The sequence below is a fragment of the Paenibacillus sp. FSL F4-0125 genome (genome assembly GCF_038008565.1).
Taxonomy (GTDB): Bacteria; Bacillota; Bacilli; order Paenibacillales; family Paenibacillaceae; genus Paenibacillus_AQ.
In genome coordinates, this window is sequence record NZ_JBBOZJ010000001.1 from 4582273 (window position 1) to 4600198 (window position 17926).

Here is a 17926-nt window from a genome sequence, read left to right on the forward strand (position 1 = left end):
TCCTCCCGCCAAAAAAAGTAAAGTGCAGCGCCCAAAGGACGCTACACAAGTAGAAAGGGCTTTATAATCCATGCTTTCTTCTTATACTATAAATAAGCACGAATTCAGCTGATTCGTCAATAGCTGTCTTACTTAAACAGTTTGTTAAGATTCGCCATTTCAATCGCAGCAGTCGCAGCATCCCAGCCTTTATTCCCTGCTTTAGTTCCTGAACGCTCAATGGCTTGTTCAATGTTTTCAGTAGTAACTACCCCGAAAATCGTCGGCACGCCGGTTTTAAGATTAATCGCGGCTACGCCTTTAGCGACTTCATTACATACATAATCATAGTGCGTTGTAGAACCGCGGATAACTGTTCCTAAAGTGATTACAGCGTCGTACTTACCGCTTTCCGCCATTTTTTGAGCAATCAACGGAATTTCAAACACACCTGGAACCCAAGCCACATCTACCTCATCATCACCAACACCGTGGCGTTTAAATGCATCTAGTGCACCGGATAAAAGCTTACTGGTAATAAATTCATTAAAACGTCCTACTACGACTCCGTATTTTAAACCCTCAGAAACTAAATGTCCTTCTAAATATTTCGGCATATCAATCATCTACCCTTCGTTTTTTATAATGTATGGTTATACTTTCGAATCCTCATTTTGTTCAATGTCGTCAAAAGACAACAAGTGTCCAAGCTTCGCCTGCTTCGTATGGAGATAATTAGTATTATCTTTATTCTCCGGCATTTGTATTGGCACGCGTTCAACAACTTCCAATCCATAGCCTTCCAATCCTTTGATCTTTCGAGGATTGTTCGTTAAGAGACGAATTTGACTTATACCTAGATCCTTCAGAATTTGTGCTCCAATCCCGTAATCACGTAAATCTGCTGGAAAACCAAGCTTAAGATTCGCATCTACGGTATCTAGTCCTTCTTCTTGCAGCTTGTAGGCTTTAAGCTTATTAATAAGACCAATACCTCTACCTTCTTGGCGCATATAGAGCAATACCCCTCTACCGGCAGCTTCGATCTGCCGAAGCGCTGCTTCAAATTGCGGACCGCAATCGCAGCGATGAGAGTGAAATACATCCCCCGTCAAGCATTCGGAATGTACACGTACTAACACTGGCTCATCCCCTGAAATATCGCCCTTCACCAATGCTACATGTTCTTTATCATCAACTTCATTTGTATAAGCAATGGTCTGAAACTCACCGAAATCGGTAGGCAGACGCACCGACACCTCGCGATTGACGAGCTGTTCCTTCTCATTCCGATAGTGAATGAGATCTTTGATGCTGATTAATTTAAGATCATGCTTCTTAGCAATCTCGACTAGATCAGGCAACCGAGCCATCGAGCCATCTTCCTTGATGATTTCACAAATCACACTGGCTGGATATGCACCACACATACGGGCTAAATCAACAGCAGCCTCTGTATGTCCGGAACGTCGCAACACGCCGCCTTTTTTCGCAATCAGCGGGAACATATGGCCAGGTCTACGGAAATCAGACGGCTTCGCTTTAGGGTCAATCATGGCCTTTACAGTCAAGGATCTTTCCCCAGCAGAAATACCAGTTGTTGTATCGATATGGTCTACGGATACGGTAAACGCTGTGCCATGATTATCTGTATTGTGGCTGACCATGGCCTGCAGTTCAAGTTCTTCCGCACGTTCTGCGGTAATTGGCATGCAGACCAAACCACGTCCCTCAGTGATCATAAAATTGATGACTTCTGGTGTCGCCCGTTCAGCAAGAGCTATAAAATCCCCTTCATTCTCACGATCTTCATCATCCACTACGATGATGACTTTGCCGCGCATTAAATCATAAATAGCTTCTTCAATCGGGTCCAAGACACTTTCCTTCTTCGATTGTTCGCTCATGATTCTATCCTCCTAATAGCTTTACCAAGGATTGTTTCCGTCCTCGTAAGCTTACTCTTTATTTAAGCAAATCCGTTCGCAGCCAAGAAATCATGGCTAATCCCAGAGCTGCTGTCACTTTCTTCATCCTGTGCAGTCGAGCCATAATGCAGAAGATGATCGACATATTTGCCAAGGACATCACACTCTATATTTACACTGTCTCCTGCCCGCTTGTAAGTTAACACAGTTTCCCCCAACGTATGCGGAATAATGGATACAGTTAGTGATGAAGCCGTCGTCTTTACTACAGTTAAGCTAATGCCATCGATCGTGATCGACCCTTTAGGAATGATGTATTTGAACAGTGATTTGCGATCTGGCGCGATCTCATATACTACTGCGTTCTGATCACGCTTCACGCTTTTGATAGCACCTGTGCCGTCCACATGCCCTTGAACAATATGCCCTCCAAATCGGCCTCCGGCTGCCATTGCTCGTTCCAGATTCATCCGACTGCCAGGACGCAGCTCCTTCAGGTTACTGTTTCGATAGGTCTGAGGCATGACATCCACTGTAAAATAGTTCTCGCCTAAAGTTGTCGCTGTAAGACAGACGCCATTAACCGATACACTGTCACCAATCTTCAGATCACCCATGATGACCGAAGCGGCAATGTTCAGCACCATCATTTCTCCACCGGTGGAGACACTTCTCAAAGTGCCAACTTCTTCGACTAATCCAGTGAACATGCTTTCCCTCCTAAAAGTTTTGTAAGCATAATTTTAAAGAAAACACTTCGTTCTTAACTTACATCGGAAGCATTCGCTTTAGCGTACCGGAGTACCGGAGTACCGCTGATACATACATTATCTCCGAGCACTTTTACTTCCAATCCCTCCAGAGAAATCGCATCCTTCATCAGCTCTACACCTGGAAATACGAAGGTCCCTTTCGCATTAGCACCACCGCCGACAATCTTTGGAGCAAAAAAGAGGATCACCCGATCAACCAACCCACTCTCAAGCATCGCACCGTTTAGCGTACCTCCGCCTTCAAGTAAAATTGATCCAATTTCCATCTCGCCGAGCGTTACCATAGCAGCCTTCAAATCCACCCGTGGTCCTGCACCGCTAGTAACGATTTGTACCCCTGCCTCAAGCAGAGCAGCTTTCTTGTCAGCATCTGCAGCTTCAGTTGTCACGATGATAGTAGGCGCTAGACCGTCACTTACTACTGCTGAATCCAATGGAGTACGTAGTCCAGAATCAATCACGATCCGCACCGGGTTAATCCCAGGCACTTCCGTTCTTGTCGTCAGTGAAGGATTATCTGCAATCACTGTGTTCACACCGACCATGATCCCCTGATGCCGGTGCCGCAGTGTATGTACAATCTCCCGCGCTTCTCCGTTCGAAATCCACTTACTATCACCTGATTTGGTAGCCAGGTTGCCATCCAACGTACTGGCACTCTTGAGCGTCACAAACGGCTGTTTGGTCAAAATATACTTGATGAACCGCTCATTCAGCCGCAGCGCACGATCACGCAGCAACCCTACTTCTACTTCAATGCCATGCTCGCGTAGCATTTGAACCCCGCGGCCTGCCACTTGAGGGTTAGGGTCTTCACAAGCGACTACCACTCTGGCTACGCCCTCATCGATCAGCCTTTGGCTGCAAGGCGGAGTCTTGCCATAGTGACTGCACGGTTCCAGTGTGACATAGGCAGTGCTACCCTTAGCTTGACCTGCCGCCATATTCAAGGCATGCACCTCAGCATGACCTGTTCCGCGCTGCAAATGAGTTCCAAGCCCAATCATAGCTCCATTCTTTACAACAACGCAGCCAACAACCGGGTTAATTCCCGTCTGCCCTTGGGCCCGTTCTGCCATATCCAGCGCCAGCGACATATAAAACTCGTCATTCATGTTGTCCATCTCGTCCTCCTATCCCCTTACTGTCTATCTGATTTAAAAACAGAAAAACCCATCTCATTCTCCAGGAGGAGTTCAAGATGGGTTATGTGAGAGTTTATCGGCAGTCCAAATAAAAGTGTGCGTAAATAACCGTCAATCGACGGCAATTGTGAAATATCGCACATAATAAATGAAAACACTGCAGTCCACCTGTCTATACAGACAAGCGGTTAACCTCTCCTTCTTCCATCCAGACTATACTGTCGGTCCCGGAATTTCACCGGGTCCACCGTTCGCATCAACAATGCGAGCCGGGTAGCGGACTAAGCGCGGTAGATAAACTTAATAATTAAGCACTCTACAACAGCATCACCGCCGGTAGGGAATTACACCCTGCCCTGAAGGATTGATCCTTTATTTAATTGAGGTTCAAGTTTTCCTTACTAACAAAATTATCACTTACACCATCGAAATGCAAGTGCGTTTAATATATTTACTTAAAATTTGTAACTTAATTCTAAGATGTACGGTGATTACAAGAAGAAACGACATTGTTTTTTATTAATAAATTTACGAATAAAAAAAGAAAGAAAAAAGCGCCAGGACTACATCTCCAAGCGCACCCTGCTTTCTTTTTCCAATTACAAACCACGTTCTTGTTGTTTCAACAAATCACGAATTTCAGTCAACAGTACGATATCCTCGGCAGGTGCAGGAGTCTCCACTACTTCGACTTTAACCGCTTCTTTACGTTGAAATTTGTTTGCTAGCTTGATCACCATAAAGATTGAGAAGGAAATAATAAAGAAATCAACCACTGCCTGTAAAAATAGACCGTATGGAATAGATAATTTATTCTCCATCACCATAACATTCAGAGCCCGATCCTTGAGATCTATACCACCTGTTATTAAGCCAACGATCGGCATTATGATGTCTGACACTAATGATGTCACAATTTTACCAAAAGCTGCTCCGATAACGACAGCAATGGCTAAATCTAATACATTTCCTTTCAGGGCAAAAGCTTTAAACTCTTTCCACATCTTCCAATTTCCCTCCAACCTATCGAATTTGAAATTATTATAGCATAGTAGCTTCCCAAATCTTAAGACTTGTTAAGAAACTATTAAGTTTACCTTTACCTTTTACCTGCCGCCGTTGTTAAGAAATCTCTTGTTAAATAAGGATTACGAACTACAAGAAAGGAAGATTTCTATCATGACAACTCTGAAAAAAGAAAAAATTCCAGAGCTTCAGCTCGTTCGTGCGAACAGAGGCAACTGGTGCCTCACCTCTTTCTCCTATTACATGCTAGGGGCATGGCTCGGAATGTATTATCCACAGATTAAGACATGGATTGAGGCCCTTCGATCAGAGCAAACTAATAAGAACAATCCGCCTGGAATGGTGTTTCGAGGAATTTGGGCGATTTGGTTAACCTCAGGGATTTCTCACACAATGTTATATTACCAAAATCGACGATATGGCACTTCGTTCACCGCCAGCCTTCAAATAAGTCTTTTAAACGTGAATATATTGTATACTTCTTGTAGAACAATTGCTTTACAAGCAAGAAAGGACGCTGAATCATGCACAACGCAACACTGCTTTTGGTTGACGATGAAGCCGAGATTATCAAGCTCATGCAGATCTATCTGGAGAACGAAGGATATCGCCTGTTAACTGCCCGAGACGGACTGGAAGCACTTGAAATTATCAAAAAAGAAACGATAGACCTAATGGTTCTAGATATTATGATGCCCAACATGGACGGTATAGAGGCTTGTATAAAAATTCGAGAAACACAAAAATTCCCAATTATTATGTTATCAGCAAAGGGTCAGGAATTAGATAAAATCACAGGACTCAGTGTAGGTGCGGATGATTATGTTACGAAGCCGTTTAGTCCACTGGAGCTCGTTGCCCGAATTAAATCCCAGCTGCGCAGAACCCGAAATTACATGGTCGATCTAAGTGCCAAACAGGATGAAATCATCATTGATGGCTTAGTTATTAACTCGGTGACGCATGAAGTTAGCGTGGATGATCAGCCCGTTAAACTTACTCCGAGAGAGTTCGCAATTCTGGAGCTGCTCGCCCGTAACAGGGGACAAGTACTGAGCATGGAGCAAATCTACGCCAAAGTATGGAAAGAGCAATTTCTCGAGAGCAATAATACGCTCATGGTACACATTCGAAAAATCAGAGAAAAAATTGAAGCTAATCCGAGAAAGCCACAATATTTGAAAACGGTATGGGGCGTTGGCTACAAACTGGAAAATGGGGGTTCTTCTAGTTGAATTTCAAACGATTCGATACCCTCTCCTGGAAAATAGTTGGCTTCAGCTTAACAAGTTTAGCACTTACAGCAGCAATTTTATTGATGGGTTATTATGGGACATCCCTATTAATATGGCTAAATCCTTCGCGTTCCTTTTTGGGGGTTAAACTCATCCACTGGGTAATCAATAACATCGGTTCTACGCCAATAGTGATTCTTATTGGAATTCCTTTGTTTATCTTTTTTATCCTAAAGCTATCCAGAAGTACCACAAACAAGCTTCATAACATTACGAGCGGGGTTCAAGCGATTGCCGACGGCAATTTATCTTTCAAGGTAACAGTAACAGGTACGGATGAACTCGGTAAACTCGCCGAAAATATGAACCTCATGGCTGGCAAGCTTAAATCCGCTATAGAGGAAGAACGAGCAGCTGCGAAAGCCAAAAACGACTTAATCACTGGTGTATCCCATGATCTCCGAACCCCGCTAACCTCTGTGCTCGGATTCCTTGAGTATGTGGAGAAGGATCGTTATAAGAACGAGGTTGAGCTGCGTTATTATGTGAATATTGCCTATGAGAAATCACTGACTCTAAAAAAACTAATCGACGATTTATTCGAATATACACGGGTTAGCAGCAGCGGTCTCCCTCTTAATATAGAGCCTGTAGATCTCGGAAAGCTGCTCGAACAGCTTGTCGAGGAATTCGCTCCCGTACTAGAGCAAACGGATATGACCTACCGTATTCATACAGATAAGAGCCCTTTAATTATCCATGGTGATGCGGACGAGTTAGTACGATTATATGAGAACCTATTTACCAATGCGGTTAGATACGGTAAAGAAGGTAAGATTCTAGATATTTCTGTCTATAGAAAAGACGATAGAGTGATTGCTACATGCACGAATTACGGCAATCCAATCTCTGCCACGGACCTCCCACACTTATTTAAACGATTTTATCGCGTAGATAAGTCACGTTCCAGAGAGACTGGCGGAAGTGGTCTAGGACTCGCGATTGCCAAGAGCATCACAGAGCTTCACGGTGGAACGATTTCTGCTAAAAGCTCACGTAAACAAACTGAATTTGAGACTTCCTTCCCTGCGAGCGAATGATGCTTGCGGGGATTTTTTTACAATCTCATCCATTAAGAAGAAGATAAGAATTCATAACATAAAGGCTTAAGATCTGTGGCTTATAGTGATTCCATACCAAATCCGCTATAAGTGAGGATTAAATAAGGTCTGGAACTGGAACAACGTACGAAAAGGTATTTTATTATTTAGTATCGGTCTTGGAAAAAAAGTGGTCCTAGCAGATACTCTGGCTGGTTATGCTGACAATGGATTTGCTACCGCGGCGCATTTTATAGATTCTTGGGTGGCTGTCCTCTCCTATACTTTACAGCTCTACTACGACTTCAGAGGTTACACGGATATGGCGATCGGAATCGCATTGTTGTTCAACATCCGCTTGCCTCAAAATTTCAACGCCCCTTACCGTGCGCTAAATATCCGCGATTTCTGGAGACGCTAGCATATTACACTCAGCCATTTTCTTAGAGATTATATTTACATTCCACTAGGGGTAACCGGAAAGGATTTTGGATTTCAATTCGAAATGTGGTGATCACGTTACTGATTGGTGGCTTTTGGCATGGTGCAGGTTTGATGTTCATTCTCTGGGGGCTTCTGCATGGTGTCGGACAAGCTGTGGAGAAAATTTGGGGACGCTGGGGTTTCACTTTCCCAAGTGGTTCTCATGGCTACTCACCTTCATCTTCGTGAATATCATGGGTATTGTTCCGATCTGAGCACCTGTCTCAAGCGATTCGTTTATTAAAAGGGATGAGTGGTCTTAACGGGATATCTTTACCGTCTATAGGTACGCTGAAATGGGCAATCCTTCTGATTCTCATCTTATTGACAATTATTCTCTGGAATCCGCGTCATATCTGGAACAAACACAATTTACAGTATAGCCGGAAAACTGCTTTTGTAATGGCATTTATCATCGTATTCTCGCTGCTATTCTTCAACCGAATTACGACCTTTTTATACTTTAACTTTTAAAAATATTATGGAGGACTGATTATGCGTACATCTCCTGGGATTCATACAAAATCGAAACGCATCCCCTCTTAAAACTTAATCTCTGTCACTACTTTATGCCGAATGCTTCTTATGTAATTCCGCGCCCATCGCCCAATCTTATGTTAAAATAATGAAAAGTCTTCCTTTTGTGGCGGAGTTGACAGAATATATATGTACAATATTTATCCATTTTATGGATTTACAGAAACGGAAAAATTCAAAATACAAAGTAAATTTTCAGAGTATTTTTATGTACAAAGGAGGTTGGTTCATGCATCTTTCATCTTACTTTAATCGACAGCGTACAGAAGATTTTATTATGTTCTCCCTTTCACATTGGATTGCTCTGTCTATCATTGCATTGGTGTGTCTACTACTTTACGTTTTCAGATTCGAAATTCGCACGGACGTGAGACTTCGGCAAAGTGTTCGCTTGCTGTTAATTGTTATTCTTATGTTCTCAGAAGCGGGACTTCAAATATGGTATCTCTCTCAGCAGGTATGGCAATCCAGCTCATCATTACCGCTCGAACTATGCGGAATTACTTTACTACTATCCATTATCATGCTGATTACACGCAGCCGAAGACTTTACTCCTTTCTGTATTTTGCCGGAATAGGTGGAGCATTCATTGCTTTACTCACACCGAATCTGGTCTATCCGTTCCCTCATTTTCGATTTTTACTGTTCTTTGTAGCTCATGGCGGTATCATTCTTGCTTCTCTTTATATGACCTGGATTGAGGGCTATAAACCGACTTGGAAATCACTTTGGTTCACTATGCTTGGCCTTAACGTCGTGGCTGTGTGTGTCTGGATCGCCAATTATATCCTAGGATCTAATTACATGTTCCTATCTCATAAGCCCAGTACTTATTCTGTAATGGATTATTTCGGACCTTATCCTTACTACCTGCTTGTTGAGGAGTTATTTGCCTTCATTGTATTTCTGCTTATGTATTTAGTATTTTTCTGGGTGCCAGAGCGGCGTAATTCGAGGCGTAAACGTATTGGTCGGCTTCCTTATTAAATGCAAAAAAGGCCAGCCTCCGGATTATCGGAGGCTGGCCTTTTTAATTAAATATTCTTAAGCTTCGATGATTTCTACCGAAGTCATTTTGTCGCGTCCTTTGAAAGCATCAACAAGATCCATACCTTCAACTACTTTACCGAATACAGTGTGTACTCCATCCAAGTGAGGTTGTGGAGCGTAGCAGATGTAGAACTGGCTTCCGCCTGTGTTCTTACCCGCATGCGCCATAGCAAGTGTGCCACGCTCGTGTTTGTTTGGATTGATTTCGCAGTTGATGGTATATCCTGGACCGCCGGATCCAGTTCCGTTAGGACATCCGCCTTGAGCAACAAAACCAGGAATAACGCGGTGGAATGTCAATCCGTTGTAGAAACCATCTTTTGCTAGTTTTTCAAAGTTAGCTACAGTGTTTGGTGCATCTTGATCGAACAAGTCGATCAGCACTACGCCGCCTGTTTCAAGAGTAATTTTCGCTTGCTTTGCCATATGTAAATGACCCCTTTCAAAATTAACAAAATTAGAATACCTCAATTATATTACTATGAAACCACGCACAAAGCAAAGCAAGCAGGAGTAATTCCTGCTTGCTCTTTATGCCTTCCCAATTTTGCCCACCTAACATTAGTCCCTGTTACTTAGCAACAGCGGCTTGTTTAGCGATACGCTCAGGAACAATATCGTTGGCAATAAGATCATTGTAGCTTTCACGGCGCACTACAAGATCGCTGTGTCCGTTCTGAACGAACACTAAAGCCGGACGACGAAGCCGGTTGTAGTTGCTCGCCATGGAGTAATTGTAAGCACCCGTGCAGGCTACAGCCAACAGATCGCCACTTTCTGCCTTAGGCAGTTCTACATCCCAGATCAGCATATCTCCGCTCTCGCAGCATTTACCAGCGATGGATACAGTTTCTGTAGCCTCTTCATTCGCACGATTTGCAAGTAATGCCTCATATTTAGATTGATACAATGCAGGACGTGGATTATCAGTCATCCCACCGTCAACGGCAACGTACTTACGCACACCTGGAATATCCTTGTTCGTACCTACAGTGTAAAGTGTAGTACCTGCATCTCCAACGATACTGCGGCCCGGTTCGACCCAGATTTCAGGCAAAGCATTATAAATTCCAGCAAAATGAGTCTTCACCGCATCCGTAATTGCAGCTACATATTCAGAAACATGTAACGGGGTATCACCCTCTACATAACGAATACCGAAACCTCCACCTAGGTTTACTACACGGAAGTCCACATCCAGACCTTCTTTAACACTACGAGCAAAACTCGCTACACGTTCAACAGCAAGCTGGAATCCATCCGTTTCAAAAATTTGAGAACCAATATGGGAATGTACGCCCAGCAATAATAAATTCTTTTTGCTGACTGCCGCTTTAACTGCTTCATAAGCAGAACCGTTTCCAATATCAAAACCGAATTTGGAATCGGTCTGACCTGTTGTAATGTACTCATGCGTATGTGCTTCGACACCTGGTGTCACACGTAATAAGATGTTAACCTCAACTTCTTTACGTGATGCAATCGACTGTAAAAGGCTAAGCTCCACCAAATTATCAACTACAAAGCAACCGATCCCGGCATCAATCGCCATTTCGATCTCTTCAGATGTCTTATTGTTCCCGTGAAAATGAATGCGTTCTGCAGGAAAGCCTGCTTGCAATGCAGTATAAAGCTCACCATCAGATACAACATCAAGCGACAAGCCTTCTTCATCAGCCAAACGAACCATAGCCATTACTGAGAACGCCTTGCTTGCGTAAGCTACTTGGAACCCAAGTCCAGAGGATTTAAAAGCATCCATATATTCCCGGCAACGTTGTCTAACCAATTGCTCGTCCAGTATATATAGCGGGGTTCCATATTCCGCTTTCAATTCAGTTACATCACATCCGCCGATTTCCAGATGCCCAACATCATTAATTCGGCTAGTACCGTGTAGAAACATTCTTTAGTCCTCCAATTTCTGTGGAATATCAAGGTTCCACCCTGTCTTTAGTGTATTCAGTATAACAGACAGTGGGAACTCCATTGAATGGACTAATTTGCAGTAGTTTTGTATTTTCCTACGATTGTTAATCATTCTTTTGATTAGGCGGCATTCTTGTATTGTCTCTTGTTTTATTGAAAGACGGCCTTGTCTTCGAGCTTAGAACTGGCTTTCGCAATAGAATTTCACTCATCGCCTTTGCATTAAAAGGTATAAACGGCCACATATAAGAGGAGTTATAGGACCGATGGGTAGTTAGGAAAATAGTCAGTAGTGTCGTGCCAATCATAAATCCTGGCACCTGGAATGCCGCCACGGCTAACAATAACCCAAGCCTGACTATACGATTCGCAAGACCCAGTTCATAACTTGGGGTCGCAAACATACCTATGGAAGCCACCGCCATATATAGAACTACCTCGTTGACAAACAATCCGCTCTGGACAGCTATATCACCAATCAATATTGCCGCAATCAGACCCATCGCTGATCCTAAAGGTGTCGGTGTGTGTACTGCAGCCATCCGCAATAAATCAACCCCAAGCTCCACAATTAGAAACTGGGCAATTAAAGGAATTCTTGCCGTCTTTTGAGGACCAATAAAATCCAGTACAGGCGGCTTAAGCTCAGGATGAATGACAAGCAACATCCATAGCGGTAGCAGGAACATGGAAGCAAATATTCCGATGAAACGAACCCACCGCAAGTACGTTCCCATAAAAGGCGTCTGACGATTCTCCTCCGCATGCTGGCAGAGATCAAAAAATGTAGTCGGAAGAACTATAACGATTGGTGACGTATCCACGAAAACTACAACCCGTCCCTCTAATAAATTAGAGGCCACTACGTCAGGGCGTTCAGAATAACGCACCATAGGATATGGATTCCAACCGCCCCCGATAATTGCCTCCTCCAATTGCTTATCTGCCAGAGGAATGCCGTCGATATCAATACTGTTGATTTTTTCGATAACAGAACTAACCTGTGTTTTATCAACGATATCATCAATATAAGCCACACAGACATCCGTCTGTGTTCGTCGTCCAACCTGAAATATCTCATATTTCAACCCCGGATCACGAATCCGTCTTCTGACAAGCGAAATATTACTCAGTAGAGTCTCTGTGAATCCATCGCGTGCACCGCGTACCACCCGATCAATCGAAGGCTCGTCGGGACTGCGACTAGGGTAAGAACGAGTATCCATGACGATAACCTTGTTCTCACCTTCGATGAATAGTACGCTCAAACCTTCTAGTACCTTCTCGATACTTTCACTTAACGAATTACCCTCCTCCACCTGGATGTGAGGGACATATTCATTCATAAAGCTAGACAGTACACCCGCAGACAGATTCTCAGAGGTGAGATAGGTCAGACGCTTTAGGATCTCATCGGTTACATCTGCGTTAGTAAATCCACTTAAACAGAGCAGAGCTGTCTTATGACCGCCAAAGGACATCTCCCTAAACGTTACATCAAAGCTAGTTCCGAGCCCGATTACCTCAGTAAGTGTATGTTTTGTATCTTGTAAGGAAGTTGAAATTTCATCATTTCCTTGCCAGTAAATGACGGACTCTTTTAACGAGTTAGAGTGCTCGCTATCTCGTTTCTTTTGCAGTTTACTGATTCCCTTTTGGTTAGTGCTGTCTTGTGACTCTTGCCGTGCTTGCTTTTTAGTCGGCTTGGGTTTTGGTGCTTGTTGGGCATTCTGATCTTGTGCCTCATCTTCGGATTCCGAGTCTGAATCTAAGCCAAACAATCTGGCAAAAAATCCTTTACTAGGCTCATTCTGCTCCTGATTACCGAGCTCATCTGACGCCTCCGCATCCTGCTGTGCGGAATCCGGCTGCGCTGACGCTTCTGCACTTTGCTCTTCTGTTCCGAGCTCATCTGACGCCTCCGCATCCTGCTGCCCAGAATCCGGCTGCGCTGACGCTTCTGCACCTTGCTCTTCTGTCCCGAGCTCATCTGACGCCTCCGCATCCTGCTGTGCGGAATCCGGCTGCGCTGACGCTTCTGCACTTTGCTCTTCTGTTCCGAGCTCATCTGATGCCTCCGCATCTTGCTTCCCAGACTCTGGCTGCGCTGATGGTTCTACACTTTGCTCTTCTGTTCCGAGCTCATCTGACGCCTCCGCATCTTGCTGCCCAGAATCCGGCTGCACTGACGCTTCTGCACTTTGCTCTTCTGTTCCGAGCTCATCTGATGCTTCGGCATCTTGCTGCCCAGACTCCGGCTGCGCTGACGCTTCTGCACCTTGCTCTTCTGTCCCGAGCTCATCTGATGCTTCGGCATCCTGCTTCCCAGACTCTGGCTGCGCTGATGGTTCTACACTTTGCTCTTCTGTTCCGAGCTCATCTGACGCTTCGGCATCTTGCTGTCCTTGGCTCGGATCAGCAGCTGCGACGTCACTGGCCATAGAAGCAGTATCTGCTTCAGTGTGATCAGCAACTAGCTCGGATGCAGTATTCTTCATTGCTGCGGCAGCCGCAGCATTTTCCTCCTGATGATCATCATCCGGCACTGAATCACCGCTGTGAATAAACTTGCTCATTCCATAACCCCCCTGTTTACTGTCGGTATACAAACCAGTCGAACAAAGAACCCGCGACCTTCCCGCTTACCATCGCCATCAACAGCCCGAACAGATAATGTGTCATATTCAAGCGTTTAGCGAGTATCGGCAGCACATTTAATACCTCGGTCAATGCTGCAGCGAGCATCCCGACAAAAATCCCGTCAAATAGGCCTATACCCAGTTCAACTAAAGGACCTGAGGATATTTTCCAATTCCAAAAATCACTCACGGTACCAACCAAGGACCCGACTACCATCGCACCCTCGTACCAATGTACTTTATCGTAAGAAGAGGTTAATTGAGCCAGACGGGGCACCATGTCAAGCACAACAAATAAAGCGATCACACCGCCGCCTACAGCGATTCCACCTGCAATACCCAGCAGCAAATTCAATCCCAGTGTTATAGGTGCCGTCATCTTCCTTCCTCCGTGTTCTCTGGTTGAGTTTCTACACGGCGCCTCATTTTACCGTACTCCTCATTGATGACGTATTGGTCGATATTTTTCTGATACAGGTACATCTCCACTTCTAGCGGTGTAGGCTCCTCATTCCACTTTTTCTTAAATAAATGGTTGAAAAAAATGACCATCCCAAAGCCGATGCCTACAGAATATGCAATCTGAAAAACAACCGGATGTTCATCCCGATGACCGGTGATCATCTCCACAATTCGGATTTGGACCTCCTGCATGTTTACATCCGCATGGAAATTCATGATTGTCAGCGCAGACCCGAAGAACAGCAGTAGCCACACTAAAACAAACATCGCTATTGAAGGCTTACGTCTCTCCACCGGACTCTCAATCTGCACAATCGTTCTGCCTTCACCGATTGGCTCAATATCCGCTTCTGGCACCAGTTCATAAATGCGGGGAATCACCATCAAGAGATCAATCAAAATTAGATTGCCGTCACTTTGCTCTGGCTTCATTAACAGAATAGATTCCAGCGACTCTTTCAGCTCAGGCTCCGCAATCAGAAATGCAATATCACCCAATGTGACACCTTTACCTTTGGGCACCGTCACCCGATTCTTAAGCTGTATATAGATGGCGGGAGCAGAATGTTGTTTCATCCACATTCCTCCTAAAGGTTATGGTCAAGTAGCTCCGGTGCAAGATAACGGTAGTATGGGAGAAAAGCCTTAATTTTACTCTTTAGGCTGAAATCAATTTCCATGAATGGAAACTGACCTCTCAAAGGTATGAGTTTGATAATCAACAAAAAGACAGCTCAAGGTGATTTCCCTCAAGCTGTCTTTTTTGTTATTCCTTATGATCTCTCTAGAATTGAAGAGAATCCAGTTTCTTACCTTCAAAATCAAACAGAGCTAAATTGGACCATCCATTCTCATGACCGACAGACCATTCCTTTTGCGAAGGGATCCAGGCGGGCTCCCAGTAATAAAAACCGATGCCTTTTCCGTTAGGTGTATTCTCAATTACGCTAATGAAATCCTTCATATAGTTAGTCTGACCCTCTACTGTGGCTGGATAACCTTCATGTAGCTGGGATTCCTCATTAACAATTACAGAGAAACCCTCAGGTGCATTCAGCGTCCACGGATAGGCTGTTTCCACCACAATGATATCCTTGTTATAACGCATCGCTAATTCGTTCAGGTTATGCTGCAAGTCGTCCAAAGTACCATGCCACCAGGAGTAAAAAGATAATCCGATAACATCAAAATTTACGCCATGCTCCAAGAACCTATCATAATAGTTTCGGCTAGTCGGATGATCAGCCCCACGGTCAATGTGGATCATGATGGACAAGTCAGAATCGACGGATTTCGCACCCGCTATACCCGCTTTAACTAGCGTAGTAAATTGCTCCCACTGTTCCGGAGTATCACTATCTCCATCTACCTTGCCCTCTCCCCATAACATGCCAGGCGTAATCTCATTCCCAATCTGCACCATATCGGGAAGGGTATCTTGAGACTGTAACGCCTTAAGAACTTCACGAGTATATTCGTACACAGCAGATGTCAAACCACTAAAATCAAGTAACTCCCAAGCTTTTGGTTTCCATTGATTAGCGGGGTCGGCCCATTTATCTGAATAATGAAAATCCAGAAGAAAGTTAAGCCCTGCGTCCTTGATTCGCTTAGCCATAACCAGCGTACGTTCCAAATTACAAAAGCCTCCAGGAGGGTCATTCCAAATCCGCAGACGGATGGCATTTACTCCATTGTCCTTAAGGATATGGAGTAAATCCTCACCCTCCTCAGCCGTCCGAACAGAGCTACTGTGGAACTTGCCTCCACCCTGCTCTATTTCATCCAGAAACGAGATGTCCATTCCATTGATAAATGTCGTTATCATCATCCCTACTCCTTTACAGAACCAAGTGTCATCCCTTTAACAAAATACTTTTGCAAGAATGGATAAACGATTAGAATTGGAGCAGCCCCGATAAAGATTTGCGCGGCTCTAACCGTTGTCTGCGAGATCAATTCCATTTCCTTCGGATTAATGCTCATGGAGCTCATATCCCGTTGAATAATAACGGTCTGCAGGAATGTCGCCAGCGGAAACTGCTTGGAATTATTCAAATACAATAGGCCATCGAACCAGGAGTTCCAATGGAACACCATACTAAACAATGCAATCGTCGCAATGGATGGTAATGAAATCGGCAAGTAAATGCTGAACAAGGTTCGGAAATGTCCTGCTCCGTCTATTAACGAAGCTTCCTCCAGATCTTTAGGAATGCCTCGGAAGAAGTTCAGCATCAGAATGACCAAGAATGTATTCACCGCACCTGGCAGAACGAGTACCCAGAAGGAATCCATTAAGCCTATCTTTTGAATAACAATATAGAATGGAATCAGACCACCATTGAACACCATACTGAAAACGAACAACCAGGAATATACATTCCGACCTTTGAAGGCCGAGTTTTCCTTTGATAGGGGATACGCTGCCAGAAAAGTAATCAGTAGTGTGAGTCCGGTTCCGAGTACAGTTCTTTGTACGGATACCCATATGGAGTGTAGGAATATCGGATTATTCATTGTCTTTTTATAAGCTTCCAGAGAGAACTGCTTTGGCCACAGGCCCACCAGGTTGGCGTCAGCCGCAGACTTGGCACTGAAAGATACAGCTAATACGTGAATCAGAGGAACAATACACATGAGTGCAAGTAGAATTAGAAAACAAGTATTGAATATGTTGAAAATACGATAACCTCTAGTTTTGTAATACATAGGTCTCCCTCTTCCTTTGGTAGTTTAGAAAATGCGATATCCTGCCCATTTCTTAGCCAGGCTGTACGAAACAAGGATCAATACCATACTAATGGCTGACTTGAACAGTCCGATTGCTGTACCAAAGCCCATCTCACCATTCAGAATCGCTGTACGGTATACGAAGGTGTCGATAATATCGCCTTTCTGATAGACCAGCGGATTGTAGAGGTTAAAGATCTGGTCAAACCCTGCATTCAATACATTTCCAAGCGCCAGAGTACCTACAACAACAACCATTGGCAGTAGAGAAGGCATTGTGATAAAACGTGTCTGTTTCCAGCGGGTTGCACCATCTATTTCAGCAGCTTCATATAATGAAGGATTAATTCCTGCTAGAGCAGCTAGGAAGACGATCGTGTTATAACCAAATTCCTTCCATACATCCGTGAGAATGACCGTAAACCTGAACCAATTATTATCTCCTAAGAAAAAGATAGGCTTAATCCCCATACTACCGAGGATCTGATTGACGAAACCATCTGTAGCAAGCAAATCTAGCAATATCCCGCCAAGGATGACCCAAGACAAGAAGTGAGGTAAATATACCAATGTCTGAATCGTACGTTGGATATAAACCTTGCGAATCTCATTCAATAGAATGGCGAACACAAACGGCACAGCCAGATTGAAGATCATCTTCAGAACGGCAATAATCAAAGTATTCCAAATGACCTGCATACTGTCATTACGTTCAAATAGATAGCGGAAATTATCTAATCCAACCCACGCTGATCCCGAAATTTTTAGCCATGGCTTATAATCTTGAAATGCCATCACAATTCCGCCCATCGGTATAAAGCTGAAGATGATCAGGAAGATCATCGCCGGCAGTAACATTAAGTGAAATGGCCATGTTTTTTTAAGTGTTCTCATCCTTGGTCCCCC

General features: G+C 44.1%; 19 protein-coding genes and 1 riboswitch. Of the genes, 6 read left to right on the plus strand and 13 right to left on the minus strand.

From position 1 onward, the window contains the following. Positions 1 to 128: 128 nt before the first annotated feature. From ribH to mscL, 5 genes are all read right to left on the minus strand, one after another. On the minus strand, positions 129 to 596 hold the full coding sequence (ribH, locus tag NST74_RS20455) for a 6,7-dimethyl-8-ribityllumazine synthase (protein WP_036676377.1): 468 nt from the start codon (positions 594 to 596) through the stop codon (positions 129 to 131). A 36-nt stretch (positions 597 to 632) separates the two neighbouring features. Then, positions 633 to 1886: a bifunctional 3,4-dihydroxy-2-butanone-4-phosphate synthase/GTP cyclohydrolase II gene (locus NST74_RS20460; protein WP_076119794.1), complete on the minus strand. Its 1254-nt coding sequence runs from the start codon at positions 1884 to 1886 to the stop codon at positions 633 to 635. Positions 1887 to 1948: 62 nt separating this feature from the next. Then, on the minus strand, positions 1949 to 2617 hold the full coding sequence (locus NST74_RS20465) for a riboflavin synthase (RefSeq protein WP_341114134.1): 669 nt from the start codon (positions 2615 to 2617) through the stop codon (positions 1949 to 1951). 53 nt (positions 2618 to 2670) lie between these two features. Next, entirely contained in the window at positions 2671 to 3804 is a 1134-nt protein-coding gene (gene ribD / locus NST74_RS20470; protein WP_341114135.1) for a bifunctional diaminohydroxyphosphoribosylaminopyrimidine deaminase/5-amino-6-(5-phosphoribosylamino)uracil reductase RibD, read from the minus strand. Positions 3805 to 4017: 213 nt separating this feature from the next. Continuing rightward, positions 4018 to 4193, minus strand: a riboswitch (FMN riboswitch). Between the two features lie 231 nt (positions 4194 to 4424). Continuing rightward, on the minus strand, positions 4425 to 4829 hold the full coding sequence (mscL, locus tag NST74_RS20475; protein WP_341114136.1) for a large-conductance mechanosensitive channel protein MscL: 405 nt from the start codon (positions 4827 to 4829) through the stop codon (positions 4425 to 4427). A 546-nt stretch (positions 4830 to 5375) separates the two neighbouring features. Between mscL and NST74_RS20480 the strand changes: the two genes are divergently transcribed. From NST74_RS20480 to NST74_RS20505, 6 genes are all read left to right on the plus strand, one after another. Further along, on the plus strand, positions 5376 to 6086 hold the full coding sequence (locus tag NST74_RS20480; RefSeq protein ID WP_341114139.1) for a response regulator transcription factor: 711 nt from the start codon (positions 5376 to 5378) through the stop codon (positions 6084 to 6086). After that, positions 6083 to 7186 carry a sensor histidine kinase gene (locus NST74_RS20485; protein WP_341114142.1) on the plus strand — a complete coding sequence of 368 codons (1104 nt, stop codon included), beginning with the start codon at positions 6083 to 6085 and terminating at the stop codon, positions 7184 to 7186. The genes NST74_RS20480 and NST74_RS20485 overlap by 4 nt, the downstream gene beginning before the upstream one ends. A 190-nt stretch (positions 7187 to 7376) precedes the next feature. After that, positions 7377 to 7607: a hypothetical protein gene (locus NST74_RS20490; RefSeq protein WP_341114143.1), complete on the plus strand. Its 231-nt coding sequence runs from the start codon at positions 7377 to 7379 to the stop codon at positions 7605 to 7607. A gap of 86 nt (positions 7608 to 7693) precedes the next feature. Next, on the plus strand, positions 7694 to 7858 hold the full coding sequence (locus NST74_RS20495) for an MBOAT family O-acyltransferase (protein ID WP_341114146.1): 165 nt from the start codon (positions 7694 to 7696) through the stop codon (positions 7856 to 7858). Positions 7859 to 7918: 60 nt separating this feature from the next. Continuing rightward, positions 7919 to 8143: a hypothetical protein gene (locus tag NST74_RS20500; RefSeq protein WP_341114147.1), complete on the plus strand. Its 225-nt coding sequence runs from the start codon at positions 7919 to 7921 to the stop codon at positions 8141 to 8143. 292 nt (positions 8144 to 8435) lie between these two features. Further along, positions 8436 to 9194, plus strand: a complete 759-nt coding sequence (locus NST74_RS20505; protein ID WP_341114149.1) for a YwaF family protein — start codon at positions 8436 to 8438, stop codon at positions 9192 to 9194. Positions 9195 to 9251: 57 nt separating this feature from the next. On the opposite strand, the gene NST74_RS20510 is transcribed toward NST74_RS20505, so the two are convergent. The 8 genes from NST74_RS20510 to NST74_RS20545 all read right to left on the minus strand — a co-directional run bounded on the left by NST74_RS20510 (position 9252) and on the right by NST74_RS20545 (position 17914). Then, positions 9252 to 9683 (minus strand): peptidylprolyl isomerase, encoded by a 432-nt coding sequence (locus tag NST74_RS20510; RefSeq protein WP_042129672.1) that lies wholly within the window; start codon positions 9681 to 9683, stop codon positions 9252 to 9254. A 145-nt stretch (positions 9684 to 9828) separates the two neighbouring features. Next, on the minus strand, positions 9829 to 11163 hold the full coding sequence (lysA, locus tag NST74_RS20515; RefSeq protein ID WP_341114151.1) for a diaminopimelate decarboxylase: 1335 nt from the start codon (positions 11161 to 11163) through the stop codon (positions 9829 to 9831). Positions 11164 to 11290: 127 nt separating this feature from the next. After that, positions 11291 to 12967 (minus strand): spore germination protein, encoded by a 1677-nt coding sequence (locus tag NST74_RS20520; RefSeq protein WP_445668203.1) that lies wholly within the window; start codon positions 12965 to 12967, stop codon positions 11291 to 11293. Positions 12968 to 13778: 811 nt separating this feature from the next. After that, a complete protein-coding gene (locus NST74_RS20525) occupies positions 13779 to 14204 on the minus strand; it encodes a stage V sporulation protein AB (RefSeq protein ID WP_042129676.1) in 426 nt (141 codons plus the stop codon). Continuing rightward, positions 14201 to 14863, minus strand: a complete 663-nt coding sequence (locus NST74_RS20530; RefSeq protein WP_042129678.1) for a stage V sporulation protein AA — start codon at positions 14861 to 14863, stop codon at positions 14201 to 14203. Before NST74_RS20530 ends, NST74_RS20525 begins: the two co-directional genes overlap by 4 nt. 208 nt (positions 14864 to 15071) lie before the next feature. After that, positions 15072 to 16118: a glycoside hydrolase family 53 protein gene (locus NST74_RS20535; RefSeq protein WP_341114153.1), complete on the minus strand. Its 1047-nt coding sequence runs from the start codon at positions 16116 to 16118 to the stop codon at positions 15072 to 15074. A gap of 2 nt (positions 16119 to 16120) precedes the next feature. Beyond that, complete coding sequence (locus NST74_RS20540; protein ID WP_042129682.1) at positions 16121 to 16999, minus strand: carbohydrate ABC transporter permease; 879 nt, start codon at positions 16997 to 16999, stop codon at positions 16121 to 16123. Positions 17000 to 17023: 24 nt separating this feature from the next. After that, on the minus strand, positions 17024 to 17914 hold the full coding sequence (locus tag NST74_RS20545; RefSeq protein ID WP_042129685.1) for an ABC transporter permease: 891 nt from the start codon (positions 17912 to 17914) through the stop codon (positions 17024 to 17026). Positions 17915 to 17926: the final 12 nt, after the last annotated feature.